Origin of the sequence: Myroides profundi (genome assembly GCF_000833025.1) — a bacterium.
In the GTDB taxonomy this organism is placed as follows: Bacteria; Bacteroidota; Bacteroidia; order Flavobacteriales; family Flavobacteriaceae; genus Flavobacterium; species Flavobacterium profundi_A.
In genome coordinates this window covers 3,282,556-3,296,653 of record NZ_CP010817.1, presented here as the reverse complement: position 1 = coordinate 3,296,653, position 14,098 = coordinate 3,282,556, and the positions used below count along the sequence as shown (strand labels likewise).

Annotated in this window: 11 protein-coding genes; 4 read left to right on the top strand and 7 right to left on the bottom strand. The window is 33.4% G+C overall.

The window, feature by feature from the left end; all coding sequences use genetic code 11:
* Nucleotides 1–97 precede the first annotated feature (97 nt).
* On the top strand, nt 98–1,099 hold the full coding sequence (locus tag MPR_RS14470; protein ID WP_041893720.1) for a sensor histidine kinase: 1,002 nt from the start codon (nt 98–100) through the stop codon (nt 1,097–1,099).
* Complete coding sequence (locus MPR_RS14465; protein WP_041893717.1) at nt 1,075–1,773, top strand: LytR/AlgR family response regulator transcription factor; 699 nt, start codon at nt 1,075–1,077, stop codon at nt 1,771–1,773. Before MPR_RS14470 ends, MPR_RS14465 begins: the two co-directional genes overlap by 25 nt.
* Before the next feature lie 62 nt (nt 1,774–1,835).
* Here the strand turns inward: MPR_RS14465 and MPR_RS14460 are convergent, their stop codons facing one another.
* From MPR_RS14460 to MPR_RS14435, 6 genes are all read right to left on the bottom strand, one after another.
* Nucleotides 1,836–4,055 carry an NADP-dependent isocitrate dehydrogenase gene (locus MPR_RS14460; protein WP_041893715.1) on the bottom strand — a complete coding sequence of 740 codons (2,220 nt, stop codon included), beginning with the start codon at nt 4,053–4,055 and terminating at the stop codon, nt 1,836–1,838.
* Nucleotides 4,056–4,293: 238 nt separating this feature from the next.
* The gene (locus tag MPR_RS14455) at nt 4,294–6,693 is read right to left on the bottom strand and encodes a GumC family protein (protein ID WP_041893712.1); all 2,400 of its coding nucleotides are present in this window, start codon (nt 6,691–6,693) and stop codon (nt 4,294–4,296) included.
* 4 nt (nt 6,694–6,697) lie between these two features.
* Complete coding sequence (locus MPR_RS14450) at nt 6,698–7,483, bottom strand: polysaccharide biosynthesis/export family protein (protein ID WP_041893708.1); 786 nt, start codon at nt 7,481–7,483, stop codon at nt 6,698–6,700.
* A gap of 234 nt (nt 7,484–7,717) precedes the next feature.
* A complete protein-coding gene (gene lptB / locus MPR_RS14445; RefSeq protein WP_041893705.1) occupies nt 7,718–8,458 on the bottom strand; it encodes an LPS export ABC transporter ATP-binding protein in 741 nt (246 codons plus the stop codon).
* An 18-nt stretch (nt 8,459–8,476) separates the two neighbouring features.
* A complete protein-coding gene (gene tatC, locus MPR_RS14440) occupies nt 8,477–9,289 on the bottom strand; it encodes a twin-arginine translocase subunit TatC (RefSeq protein WP_006260211.1) in 813 nt (270 codons plus the stop codon).
* A 32-nt stretch (nt 9,290–9,321) separates the two neighbouring features.
* Nucleotides 9,322–10,287 carry a KpsF/GutQ family sugar-phosphate isomerase gene (locus MPR_RS14435; protein ID WP_041893702.1) on the bottom strand — a complete coding sequence of 322 codons (966 nt, stop codon included), beginning with the start codon at nt 10,285–10,287 and terminating at the stop codon, nt 9,322–9,324.
* An 89-nt stretch (nt 10,288–10,376) separates the two neighbouring features.
* Here MPR_RS14435 and MPR_RS14430 point away from each other — a divergent pair, with 89 nt between their 5' ends.
* A complete protein-coding gene (locus tag MPR_RS14430) occupies nt 10,377–12,572 on the top strand; it encodes an ATP-dependent DNA helicase RecQ (protein WP_041893699.1) in 2,196 nt (731 codons plus the stop codon).
* Nucleotides 12,573–12,649: 77 nt separating this feature from the next.
* On the top strand, nt 12,650–13,102 hold the full coding sequence (locus tag MPR_RS14425) for a hypothetical protein (protein WP_041893697.1): 453 nt from the start codon (nt 12,650–12,652) through the stop codon (nt 13,100–13,102).
* Between the two features lie 548 nt (nt 13,103–13,650).
* Here MPR_RS14425 and MPR_RS14420 read toward each other — a convergent pair.
* Nucleotides 13,651–13,887 carry a hypothetical protein gene (locus tag MPR_RS14420; protein ID WP_006261952.1) on the bottom strand — a complete coding sequence of 79 codons (237 nt, stop codon included), beginning with the start codon at nt 13,885–13,887 and terminating at the stop codon, nt 13,651–13,653.
* Between the last annotated feature and the right edge of the window lie 211 nt (nt 13,888–14,098).

The window sequence follows — 14,098 nt, the reverse complement described above, 5'->3', positions numbered from 1 at the left end:
ATTAAACGTGGATGAAGTAGTTATTATTTTAATGGCATTCAAATAAATAGTAATGAAACAAGAATGTTATTATTTATGATTCTTTACATTTGTTTTTATGAAGTCACTATGGAAATTTTATTCTAATTTTTGGTTGAGGAATGCGTCAGTTATCATTCTACTTCTTAGTGTATTTACATTCGTCGCTTCTGTAGATAAGAGTGATCGCTCATTATCTGAGATTTGGGAAGAGTTAGTGCCTTCCTTCTTTATAGTATATGGCTGTATTTTAATTAGTAATATCTTACTGATTAAGCGTTATATGATTACTAAGCGATATAATATTTTCTTACCATTATTCACTATTTATTGGATTGTTGTTTTAATAGGTACAGGACTGTTGAATATGTTTATCGACAGTTTTGATTCTTGGTTAAGCGAAATACTAAATACTATTTTTTTAATGTTTTTAGGCTCTGGAACTTATTTTATTCACTTATGGGTATTCAATGATATTACAGTTCGTGAAAAACGTTTGGTAAATACTGTAGCTGAATTAGACTTCCTCAAGATGCAGTTAAATCCACACTTTCTTTTAAATGCAATGAATAATTTATATGGTGAGGCTTTAACTAATCCTAGTGAGACGCCAGAGCGCATTTTACAATTATCTCATTTATTGAGATATCAATTAGAAGCAACCAAAAGAGAGTTTGTTTCTTTAGATCAAGAAATAGAATTTTTAAAAGAATATTTTAATTACTATAAGTTTAGGACAAACGATTTAGTAGTTGATATTAAATACGAAGGTGAGATTGAGAAGTTTCAAGTACCTCCTCTTTTGTATTTTAGTTTAGTAGAAAACGCTATTAAATTCGCCTTACAGACAGAATTCCCTTTTATAAAGTTAAGGGGATATGCTAGAGAGAATCATTTGTTATTCGAATTAGAAAATAGTTGTTTACCTGACGAAATGTTACAAAGTGGAACAGGAGTAGGTCTTTTAAATCTTGAGCGAAGATTAGAAGTGTCTCAGTTGAGATATAAATTTACAAAGAACAAATCAAAAAATTATTATAAAACCACTTTAGAATTATGGGAATTACCTACCAATGTTTAATAGTTGATGATGAGAAGCCTGCACATCAGGTGCTTTTAAGTCATATTAAACAATGTGATGATTTAGAATGTATAGGGCATGCTTATAGTGGAAAAGAAGCTTTAACTTTTTTACAAAATACAGAAGTTGATATTTTGTTTTTAGATATCAATATGCCTTTAGTATCTGGTTTAGAGCTTTTACAAATGTTACCTACTAAGCCTACTACGATTGTTACTACAGCGTATTCAGATTTTGCTTTAGAATCTTATCAGAATGATGCAGTTGATTATTTACTAAAACCGATTTCTTTCAGTAAGTTTTTAAAAGCTGTAGAAAAAGCAAAGGTGTTTTGTAAAGATAGAAGAGAGACTATACGTAAGAGTGAAGCTCAGAAAGTATTGATAAAAGAAGATGGTTTTGATTATTTTATTGAACTATCAGATATTATTTACATTGAGAGTGCTGGTAATTATATCAAGATATTTACTAAAAGCAGACGCAAGAGCTATTTTGTATATGGGTCTTTAGTAGGGTTTAAAACTGAATTAACGGGAGATAACTTCGTTCAGGTACATCGTTCCTTTATTATAAATAAAGAGTGTATAAAAGAGCGATTTATGACTAAAGTTATTCTGGTGAATGGCGATGAAGTGCCAATAGGGCGTAAGTACCAGATTTTACTAGATCAATAAAAGAGAAAATAAAAAAAGGTCATCAGTTAACTGATGACCTTTTTTAGTATATCGATGCTATATTAGATAGTGTCAATAATTTGGTTTAAAGTAGCGCTTGGACGCATAGCTTTAGCTGTGTCAGCTACATTTGATTGGTAATACCCACCGATGTTTTGAGCTTTACCTTGAGAAGCGATTAACTCCTCATTGATTTTAGCTTCAGCTTCAGTCATTGCTTTTGCAATAGGAGCAAATTTAGCTTGTAACTCAGCATCTTTAGTTTGGTTAGCTAATGCTTCAGCCCAATACATTGCTAAGTAGAAGTGTGAACCACGGTTATCGATAGATCCAACTCTACGAGCAGGTGATTTATCATTGTCTAAGAACTTAGCAGTAGCTTCGTCTAATGTCTCAGCTAATACCATCGCTTTAGGGTTGTTTTGAGTTTGGCTTAAGTGTTCGAATGAAGCACCTAGAGCTAAGAACTCTCCTAAAGAATCCCAACGTAAATATCCTTCTTCGATGAATTGCTCGATATGTTTAGGTGCAGAACCTCCTGCTCCTGTTTCGAATAATCCACCACCATTCATTAATGGAACGATAGATAACATCTTAGCTGAAGTACCTACTTCTAGGATTGGGAATAAATCTGTTAAGTAATCACGTAATACATTTCCTGTTACAGAGATTGTATCTAGACCTTGACGGATTCTTTCTACAGATACTTTAGTAGCTTCTACTGGGTTTAAGATTCTGATGTCTAATCCAGTTGTATCGTGATCTTTTAAATATGTATTTACTTTAGCGATGATTTCTCTATCATGAGCTCTATTCTCATCTAACCAGAAGATAGCAGGAGTATCAGATAAACGAGAACGGTTAACAGCTAGTTTAACCCAGTCTTGGATAGGAGCATCTTTAGTTTGACACATTCTGAATATATCTCCAGCTTCTACATTTTGTTCAAAGAAGATATTTCCTTTATCATCAGATACGCGGATTACTCCATTTGTATCAGCTTGGAATGTTTTGTCATGAGAACCATACTCTTCTGCTTTTTGAGCCATAAGACCTACGTTAGGAACAGATCCCATAGTAGTAGGGTTATAAGCACCATTAGCTTTACAGTCTTCGATTACAGTTTGGTATACACCAGCGTAGCAACGGTCTGGAATGATAGCTAAAGTATCTTGTGATTTTCCTTCAGCATTCCACATTTGTCCTGAAGTACGGATCATAGCTGGCATAGAAGCATCTACAATAACATCAGAAGGAACATGTAAGTTAGTGATACCTTTATCAGAGTTCACCATTGCGATAGCAGGACCATTAGCAATAGCAGCGTCGATAGCAGCTTTTACTTCAGCTTCTTGTGCATGTCCAGCTAATTTAGCGTATAAATCACCTAATCCATTATTTGGGATAATACCTAATTCTGCAAATAAAGTAGCATATTTAGCATACACTTCTTTGAAGTAAACTTCTACTACAGCACCGAAGATGATAGGGTCAGACACCTTCATCATAGTCGCTTTTAAGTGAGTAGAGAATAAGATACCTTTTGCTTTTGCTTCTTCTTTACATTCAGAAACGAAAGCTTTTAATTTATTTACATTTAGTACAGATGAGTCAATGATTTCACCTTTTAATAAAGGAGCGTAATCTTTTAATAATTTAATAGCACCATCAGTACCTACAAATTCGATTTTATATTTACAGTTATCAGCTATAGTAACTGATTTCTCACTACCATAAAAATCTCCTTCAGACATAGAAGCTACTCTTGTTTTAGAATCAGCTGACCATGCTCCCATTGAGTGTGGGTGTTTTTTAGCATAGTTTTTAACTGCTTTAGGAGCTCTACGATCTGAATTTCCTTCACGTAACACAGGGTTTACAGCAGAACCTAAGATTTTAGCATATTTAGCTTTAATCTCTTTTTCTTCTTCAGTCTTAGCATCTGCAGTATAGTTAGGCACTGCATAGCCATGAGCTTGTAATTCTTTAATAGCAGCATTCAACTGAGGAATAGAAGCAGAGATGTTTGGAAGTTTAATGATATTAGCTTCAGGGGTCTTAGCTAATTCTCCTAATTCTGCTAATGCATCACCGATTCTTTGCTCTTCTTTTAAGAACTCAGGGAAGGTTGCAAGAATACGTCCTGCTAAAGATATATCTCTTGTTTCAACATCTATACTTGCTGTTTTAGCAAATGCTTGTACAATAGGTAAGAACGAATACGTAGCTAACATTGGAGCCTCGTCTGTAAACGTGTAAAGGATTTTAGATTTTTGTGTCATTTTTTATTTACTTTAAATGAAAACAATATTATCGTTAAATATATTTTGTTTAAAACTTGAAATTTATATAGCAAATATACTAAATATGTATGTTATTGTTTAGGCTTAATACCCTTTTTAGAGTTGAATTACGAATTTGATAATTCAGACTTTTTATATTTCTGTTTTAGTACATTTTGATATAATATTTTATCATATTAATGAAAAAGGTCACCCTATAAAAGAGTGACCTTTGTTTTTATTTTAGATTTATTAGTTTTTTCCACCAAGGGCGTTTGTCTACTTCTAGATCTTGGCCATATCCATAACCATATCCGTATCCATAACCATATCCTTTGTTTGTCTCAGTATCATTTAAGATAATTGACATATTCGGAAGTTTACCTTCTTTGTGTAAGTCATTAGGTAATTTAAGCATACGTTTGTCTAGGTAGTTTGCTCTCGCTACGTAGATAAATGTATCAGCATATTTTGCAATTAACAAGGTATCTGTAACTAAACTAACTGGAGCTGTATCTACAATGATATAGTCATATTGTTTTTTAAGAGTCTCAAACATATCTCCTATTCTATCTCCCATTAATAATTCTGCAGGGTTAGGTGGAATAGTACCTGCTGGTAAAGCATACATGTTTTCGTAACCATCTATTTTTACAACATACTGGTTGATATCGTCCTCTTTTCTTAATAAGTAGTCAGATACCCCTTTAGTAGGAAGCATGATATAATCATCTAATCTTGGGTTACGAATATCTAATCCGATAAGAAGAGTTCGTTTACCTGATAATGCAATTGTAGCTGCAATATTTACAGATGTAAATGTTTTTCCTTCTTTAGGGAATGTAGAAGTTAAGAATATCATCTTAGCATTACCTTCTTGTACACCACTTAACATAAACTCAAGGTTCGTTCTAATGATACGAAGAGCTTCAGCTGTACTCGTTCTACTCGCAATATTAACGATTTTAGAATTATCGTTAGAGTGTGGTATATCTCCTAAGAATGGAACTTGAGTATTTTCCTCAATGTCTAATCTAGTCTTAACCTTAGTATCTAATAAGCTACGTAAGTAGATTAAAGCAAATGGTATTAATCCTCCCATGATAAGAGCGGCTAATAAGATAATTGCTTTTTTAGGAGCTACTGGTTTATCACTACTCTTAGCTACATCGATTATTTTAGCATTTTGTTCTGTTGCTGCTAAAGCGATAGCAGTTTCTTCTCTTTTTTGGAATAAGTATAAGTAGATAGCCTCTTTTACTTTTTGCTGTCTATCGATGATTCTGAACTCTCTTTCTTGTTTGGGTACAAGAGATAGTTTAGATTTTAATTCAGATTCTTTAGACGCTAACTCTCTACGTGTAATTTTTAGATTGCTCTCTGCTCTTAAAAGACTTTCTAATACAGAAGCTTTCATAGAGTTGATTTGGTCGTCTAATTTTACGATAGCAGGGTTAAGTTTAGTTGTACTAGTACTTAATTTATTTCTTTCTAATACTAACTGGTTGTATTGATTGATTAAGCTATTAGAGCTAACATCTGTCGATACTATATTACCAGGAAGTAATTCATTCGGTTTGCTGTTTTTTAAGAACTCAATTAATGAAGAGATAACTTTTAGTTCAGTTTCATTTTCAATAATCTGTTTTTCATAAACGTTAGCATTCTCTAAGTGAATTTTTAATTCAGTAGGAATATCAGTAATGCTATTTCTAGCTTTATATCCTTCTACGTTTTTCTCTACATCACCTAATTCGTCAGTGATAAGAACTAAACGTGAGTCGATAAACTCTGAAGTTTTCTCTGAGATAAAACGTTTGTCAGCAATAGCACCATCATTGTATAAAGTAATCAAGGTATTTAAGTACTCTTTTGCTTTAGCTGGTGTAGCGTTTAACAATGATAACTCAAGAACAGTAGAGAACTTATCCGTAGGAGCTATTTTTACTTCTTTTACGTAGTAATCAACAACTTTTTGTACAGGTTTTATTTGTACTAATATTTCATTTACAGTTTCTTCAGATCCTTCTTTTTTAAGAGCATCTAATGTACCTGTTTTTTTAGGAGCGTTTTTAGTTACGATAAGTTTACCTAATATAGTAGTTATAGGCTCATCGTATTTAAAAGTACCAATTTCTTCTTCCTCTTCATTTAATAATAGAAAAGATGATTCAGTTCTATCTTTAATGATAAATGAATACTCGATATCATCAAAGTCAAAAACACGCTCTACAAAGTTGATAGCAACAGGACTATTACCATATAAATCCTTTTTTACAAATCTATCGTTATTGATTAAAGCTATATTTAATTGTAATCTTCTAACTGTTCTTTCTGCAAGGCTTCTTGATTGTAATACTTGTGTCTCGTTTTCTACATTACTTTTACCACCAGAGAACATCCCTAAGTCAGCGAATGCTGCCATTTCAGAAGCTATTCCACCACCTCTTTTCTCATCTTTTACGATGATAGAAGTACTGATAGAATATATCTTCTGGCTATAACGTAAATAAACGAAAGCTAAAGCTACAGTAATAAAAACACTTAATACAAACCATCTCCAGTGAACTAAATATTTCTCTAGTTCTTCTCGTATGTTAATATTAGAGTTTTCTTGATTGTCAAATTTGTTTTCCATTTTTCTATTTTGTAGCAAGTGCTATTACAGTTACTAAAAGTGATAATGCAGAGATTCCTAAACTTAAGTTAGGTCCTACTACAGAAGAGTTTACTCTTGTTTTGTTAGGCTCTACATATACAATATCGTTTTGATTTAAATAATAGTATGGAGATACCATAAAGTCCGCTTTAGTCATATCTACGCGGATAGGAACTCTTCTTCCATCTATTTCTCTTATCAATAATATATTGTCTCTTTTTCCATATACTGTTAGGTCACCAGATAGTGCTATCGCTTCAGCTAATGTAAGTCTCTCACTATTGATAGTGTGTACTCCTGGCTTATTTACCTCCCCTTGTACTGTCACTTTGTAGTTCATGATTCTCATGTTGACAATAGGGTTGTTGATATATTGGCTTATTTGTTTTGTCAGTATTTCTACAGCTTCTTTCTTGCTTTTACCACCTACTTTAATAGTTCCTAATACAGGGAATTCTATATTTCCATCACTATCTACTAAGTATAAGTGTTGAGTCATAGTACCGCTACCAGCAGGATTGTTAGGATTTGTAGTCATTGTATTAGCTAAGTTAAACGGAGCAGCTGCTTCAGGATCTTCAGCAGATACAATGATCATTAGTAAATCATCTGATCTTAAACGAGTCTCAAATTTATTGTCATTAGACTCTTTTAATAATACATCCTCAACGTTTTGGTAGTATACAATGTTCTCTCTAGATGCACATGAGCCTAGCAATAGCATAGTGCAAAAGAAAAGAGATAGTTTTAGCGCAATTATATTTTTCATTGTTATTTTTTTGCAAATATATAGTTTCTAAATAGTCAAAAAAAAGAGTTTTACCATTTAAAGTGTCAAATATAGTTTTTTCTGAGTAGAGATAAAATGCTGCTTTCGCAAAAAGTACAGTGTTTTTGGGATAATTCACCTTTTTTCTAATTATAAAAAACACAATAATCTCAGAAATTAAAAGAACTATAAATAATAGTTGTTAAATATGTAAAAGTGGTTTTTGATTCTTATTTAGAACGTTAATTTCTTTTTACGTAGCTCGAAGTTCTGCCCTAAGTACACTTTTCGTACCATTTCGTCTTCTGCTAACTCTTCTGGAACACCTGCTTTTAAGATTCCTCCCTCGAACATCAGGTAGGTTTTGTCTGTAATAGCTAGTGTCTCCTGAACATTGTGATCTGTAATAAGAATACCAATGTTTTTGTTTTTTAAGTTAGCAACGATCTTTTGGATATCTTCTACCGCTACTGGGTCAACTCCCGCAAATGGTTCGTCTAGAAGAATGAACTTAGGATCAGTAGCTAATGCTCTCGCGATTTCTGTACGTCTTCTTTCTCCTCCAGATAATACATCTCCTCTATTGGTACGTACATGGTTTAAGTTGAACTCTTCTATTAGTGATTCCATCTTAGCCTCTTGTTCTTTTTTAGAGAGCTTTGTTAGTTGGAGTACACTAAGGATATTGTCTTCTATACTTAGTTTTCTAAAGATAGAAGCCTCTTGTGCCAAGTACCCAATACCATGTTGTGCACGCTTATACATCGGAAAATCTGTTATATCCGTATTGTCTAAGTATATATGTCCACTATTAGGCTTTACTAATCCTACGATCATATAGAATGATGTAGTCTTTCCAGCACCATTAGGTCCTAGTAGTCCTACGATTTCTCCTTGATTAACCTCTACCGATATACCTTTAACGACTTTGCGTTTTTTGTACATCTTAATTAAATTATCAGCTCTTAATTTCATGATTTTAAAAATATGAGATTAGTCAATTTGTTTTGTTTTACTTGCTTCTATCTTCTTATTCTTTTTGTGTACGAAGAGAGAGATATAGATACTCACTTCATATAGTATAAGTAGAGGAATAGAAACTATAATCTGGCTCACTACATCTGGTGGTGTAATGACAGCAGCGATGATTAATATTAATACGATAGCGTACTTTCTATAGTCTCTTAAGAACTGTGGAGTGACTAAGTCTAACACAGATAAGAAGTAAATAATAATCGGCAATTCGAATACTAAACCACATGCTATAGAAGTAGTCTTTACAAGACCGATATAAGAGTTGATATCGATCTGGTTTTTAACGATATCACTTACCTGTAAGTTCGCAAGGAAATTAATAGATAGAGGAGTGATAACGTAGTATCCAAATACTACTCCCATAAAGAATAATAAAGAAGATACAACGATAAATAGTTTAGCGTATTTCTTTTCTTTTGTATAAAGTGCTGGACTGATGAACTTCCATATTTCCCAAAGAATGAAAGGAACTGCAATAATAAAACCTGCTGAAATACAAGTCCAAATTAATACAGAGAACTGTCCATCCATCGTTCTGTTCTGAATCTCGAAGGGTAAGTCTTGTAAACAAAAACTTCTATCAAAATCAAAACGTTGTGCTATTTTACAAAAGAATTGATAGGTAACGAAATCACTTCTTTTTGGTGCGAAGATGATTTTGTCAAAAATAAAATCACTAAAAATAAAAGCGACTGCCCCTCCTCCTAGTATAAATGCTGAAGATCTAACTAATAACCATCTTAGTTCTTCTAAGTGGTCTAGGAAAGACATTTCCTTTTTTGATTTATCTGAGTTTGCCATATTTATACGATCCCTTCTTTTAATATATCATGTAGGTGGATTACGCCTACGTATTTGTTGTTTTGTGTCACTAGTAATTGCGTGATAGAGTTGTCCTCTAATATAGACAGTGCCTTAGATACGTGCTCAGAACTCTCTATTGATTTAGGGTTGATAGACATAATATCTTTTGCCTTATAATCGTTTAGATTACTACTTTTTTGTAGCATACGGCGCAAGTCTCCATCTGTTATGATTCCTATGATTTGCTCATTATCTACTACAGCAGTTACTCCTAAGCGTTTCTCTGATATCTCTACGATTACTTCTTGGATAGAAGAGTCTGGAGATACCGCAGGTTTGTTTTCGCTTTTTAGTATGTTTTGCACCAAAAGTAACAATTTTTTACCTAATGCTCCACCTGGATGGTACATTGCGAAGTCTTCTGCTGTGAAGTTTCTCAATTCTATAAGACATGCTGCTAAAGCATCTCCTAAAACTAGCTGAGCAGTAGTGCTATTCATAGGTGCTAGATTATTCTGTTCTGCTTCTCTATCTATTTTAGATAGTAGGATATAATCAGCACTCTTTGCTAAAAAAGAATTCTCATTAGCTGTGATAGCGATAAGCGTATTGTCGTGTCTTTTTAGGATAGGGGCTAATACTTTTATTTCTGGGCTATTACCGCTATTAGAGATACAGATGATACAGTCTCCTGGTTGGATTAAACCTAGATCTCCATGCATTGCTTCTGCGGCATGCATATAGATAGACGGAGTACCTGTAGAATTAAATGTAGCTACTATTTTCGCTCCAATTAGTGCACTTTTGCCTATTCCTGTCACAATTATTCGCCCTTTGCAGTTGAAAATCGCTTTAACAGTTTTTTCAAAATCATCCGTTAGATAATCGATTAGTTTTTTAATGCTTTCACTCTCAGAAAGTAAAGTATTCTTGGCGGTGTTTAATATGTTAATTGATGTATTCAAAATGAGCGAATGTTAAATATTATGATTGAACTAAAGAAATTTTGTACCTTTAGGTACTGCAAATTTATGTAAAATACCATACAAAAATAATGAAATCAACTGAAATTGACTTGCACAAAGAGTTAAAGAGATTTTTTGGATTTTCTCAATTCAAAGGTCTTCAGGAAGATGTGGTCAAAAGTATTATTTCTGGACACAATACTTTTGTGATTATGCCGACTGGAGGAGGGAAGTCTCTTTGTTATCAATTACCTGCATTGGTGTTAGAGGGAACTGCTATTGTTGTTTCACCGTTAATTGCTTTGATGAAGAATCAAGTAGATGCTATTAGAAGTTTATCTTCAGAGCATGGTGTAGCTCATGTGCTTAATTCATCTCTTACGAAGACTGAGATAGCTCAGGTAAAGGAAGACATTAAAAGTGGGATTACAAAGTTGCTATACGTAGCACCTGAATCTTTAACTAAGGAAGAGTATGTTAGCTTTTTACAAGGGGAGAAATTATCTTTTGTAGCTATTGACGAGGCCCATTGTATTTCTGAATGGGGACATGACTTTAGACCAGAGTATAGAAATCTGCGCAACATTATTAGAAGTCTTGGGGATATACCTATTATAGGACTGACTGCAACAGCCACTCCTAAAGTACAAGAGGATATCTTAAAAAACTTAGAAATTCCAAACGCGAATACCTTCAAAGCATCGTTTAACAGACCTAACTTATTCTATGAGATACGTCCTAAAACGAAAAATGTAGAGACGGATATCATTCGCTTTATTAAACAACACCAAGGGAAATCAGGAGTGATCTACTGTCTTAGTAGAAAGAAAGTAGAAGAAATCGCAAATGTACTTCAGGTAAATGGTATCAGTGCTGTGCCTTATCACGCAGGACTAGATGCTAAGACCCGTGCTAAACATCAAGATATGTTCTTAATGGAGGATGTAGATGTAGTAGTAGCTACTATCGCATTCGGTATGGGGATAGATAAGCCAGATGTACGCTATGTAATACACCATGATATTCCTAAATCATTAGAAAGTTATTATCAAGAGACGGGTAGAGCTGGACGTGATGGAGGTGAAGGACACTGTCTAGCCTATTACTCATATAAAGATATAGAGAAGCTTGAGAAGTTTATGGCTGGTAAGCCTGTAGCTGAGCAAGAAATAGGATATGCCCTATTACAAGAAGTAGTAGCGTATGCTGAAACATCGATGTCTAGAAGGAAATTTATCCTACACTATTTCGGAGAAGAATTTGACGAAGTCAATGGTGAAGGAGCTGATATGGATGATAATATTCGTAATCCTAAAACGAAGGTAGAAGCTAAAGATGGTGTGGTTCAATTATTAAAAGTAATTAGAGACACGAAACAATCTTATAAGACAAAAGAAATAGTATTCACTCTACTAGGGAAAATCAATGCACTGTTAAAAGTAAATAAGACAGATACATTGGACTTTTTCGGTTGTGGTAAAGATCACGATGAGAAGTACTGGATAGCTCTTATTAGACAAGTATTAGTAGCAGACTTATTGCGCAAAGATATCGAAGCTTATGGAGTGTTAAAACTGACAGAGGCTGGGCTACAGTTTATAGATAATCCTAAGTCATTTATGATGACTGAAGATCACGAATATTCTGATGCTGAAAATGATTTGGATGTGATCGCTAGTAAAGCTAGTCTAGTGATAGACGAGGCTCTGATCGGTATCCTAAAAGATCTGCGTAAGAAAGTAGCGAAGAAATATGGTGTACCTCCATTCGTAGTATTCCAAGACCCTTCATTAGAGGAGATGGGACTTAAGTATCCAGTTACTCTTGAAGAGATGTCTAATATTATAGGAGTAAGTGAAGGTAAAGCTAAGAAGTATGGTAAGGAGTTCGTAGATGTGATTAGTAAGTATGTAGAGGATAACGATATCATCAGACCTGATGACTTAGTAGTTAAATCTACAGGAGCTAATTCTGCATTAAAACTTTATATTATTCAGAACGTAGATAGAAAGTTATCTTTATCGGATATAGCGAGTGCTAAAGGATTAGATATGGATGGTCTGCTAAAAGAGATGGAGCAGATCGTATATTCTGGTACGAAGTTGAATATATCATATTGGATAGATGATGTCTTAGACGAAGATCAGCAAGAAGAAATTTATGATTACTTTATGGAATCAGAGACAGATAATATTAAGGCTGCGATGACTGAGTTTGACGGAGATTATGATACTGAAGAGTTGCGATTAATGCGTATTCAGTTTATTAGTAAAGAAGCGAACTAGTTCATAGTAGATATAGAACAATTAAAATCTTCAGTAGGTGACTACTGAGGATTTTTTTATACATTCTTTTTAAAAATATGGAAAAGATATTTAAATCGTGTTTTAGAAGATCTTCTTTAGTTAAGATTAGTATCGCTACTATGGTGCTTTTAATGATAAATATTTTATTTATAATCTTAATATTAAAGGCAAAGAGAGGTGATATCGGGGTGAGTAATATCGAGAGTGCTATAGCAAGTGGAGTAGTGATGGCTTCTATATTAGTCTATTTTGTAGTTAAAATATATCCGTATCTCAACAAAATAACGATTGATGGAGAGAAGATATATTATAAGAAACTATTTGGGCAGGAGAGAGTCATAGATATAGCTATAGAAAATGTGCAGATACATATAGATACATTATATATGCGGTGGACTAACCAAGATGGTTATATAGAAGTGAATAGTGGAAAGAAAAAAATCAAGATTATAGAAAGTTATTATAAAAACTATGTAGTGCTAAAAGAAACTTTGATCGCTTTAGCTTAACGAAAGATATATAGATAAAAGGTGTTCTTATAGAGCACCTTTTTTTGTGGATATTAGACACTTTGTTTAGGTAGGTATTTAGTAATCATACAGTTTAGATAGAAGGAGAATAGGTGATGAGTAAATGGAGAATTGTTCGACAAAGTCACCTCTAGCTCCACCAATCTCGAGGAATTGTCCATGAATTGTCGAGCGAATTGCTTATAACACCTGTATTATAAGGGGATATGCTATAGAGGGTGTTTGTGCTTATATAGGGATGTTTTTGTTTAACGTGTTGTTTGTTAGTGTTTTATGTTGTTTTAGGGACTAAAAAAAGCATGTCTTTTTTTCTTATAAAACAGGGTTTTGCTCATATTTAGGAGATAGAATAGAAAAAAAGACCTTTCAGAATATGAAAAAGTGCTTATAAAAGTGAAATATAGATTCGAATATTAAAAAAATAGTGTCCTTTTTCTTAATAGTTAAAAGATGTACTGAGTTGTAAAAAAGAAAGAGGTAACCTATGTAATAAGTTACCTCTTGATATATGTATTCACAGATGCGGTCTATTCGTATAGCTCTCCTCGATGTGGTTTTAGGATATCTCTTAGTTGTCTCATTTGCTCATCATTGACTACCATATACGCGATAGTATGCTCTGGTGCTAGTACTGTATAGTCTATGATAGAGATAGGTAGTTGTTCTATAGCGACATACTCTTTAAGATGTATTACGTGATGTTCGGCTGTTTTTTCTCCAGCAGGCCCTTTAAAATCCCAAATAAGTTTGATTTGTCTTTCCATTTTCTAATTGTCATTTGTACAAAAGTAGTCAAAAAATAAGTAGAAATAGTTGAAGAATCAGTAGAAGTAGCTAGAAGGAAAAGCACTGCGTATGAATAGTATTGAAAGATAAAACGAGGGAGTAGATAACAAAAGAGGCAGTGTAGTCGTTTATAAATGAATATTATAGCAGAAAGACAGGTTTATAACGATGCTATCTGATAAAGAGATT

Bases quoted from the DNA above. Each gene is read 5' to 3' on its own strand.
- MPR_RS14470 (WP_041893720.1), top strand. From the start codon at position 98: ATGAAGTCACTATGGAAATTTTATTCTAATTTTTGGTTGAGGAATGCG.
- MPR_RS14465 (WP_041893717.1), top strand. From the start codon at position 1,075: ATGGGAATTACCTACCAATGTTTAATAGTTGATGATGAGAAGCCTGCA.
- MPR_RS14460 (WP_041893715.1), bottom strand. From the start codon at position 4,055: ATGACACAAAAATCTAAAATCCTTTACACGTTTACAGACGAGGCTCCA.
- MPR_RS14455 (WP_041893712.1), bottom strand. From the start codon at position 6,693: ATGGAAAACAAATTTGACAATCAAGAAAACTCTAATATTAACATACGA.
- MPR_RS14450 (WP_041893708.1), bottom strand. From the start codon at position 7,483: ATGAAAAATATAATTGCGCTAAAACTATCTCTTTTCTTTTGCACTATG.
- lptB (WP_041893705.1), bottom strand. From the start codon at position 8,458: ATGAAATTAAGAGCTGATAATTTAATTAAGATGTACAAAAAACGCAAA.
- tatC (WP_006260211.1), bottom strand. From the start codon at position 9,289: ATGTCTTTCCTAGACCACTTAGAAGAACTAAGATGGTTATTAGTTAGA.
- MPR_RS14430 (WP_041893699.1), top strand. From the start codon at position 10,377: ATGAAATCAACTGAAATTGACTTGCACAAAGAGTTAAAGAGATTTTTT.
- MPR_RS14425 (WP_041893697.1), top strand. From the start codon at position 12,650: ATGGAAAAGATATTTAAATCGTGTTTTAGAAGATCTTCTTTAGTTAAG.
- MPR_RS14420 (WP_006261952.1), bottom strand. From the start codon at position 13,887: ATGGAAAGACAAATCAAACTTATTTGGGATTTTAAAGGGCCTGCTGGA.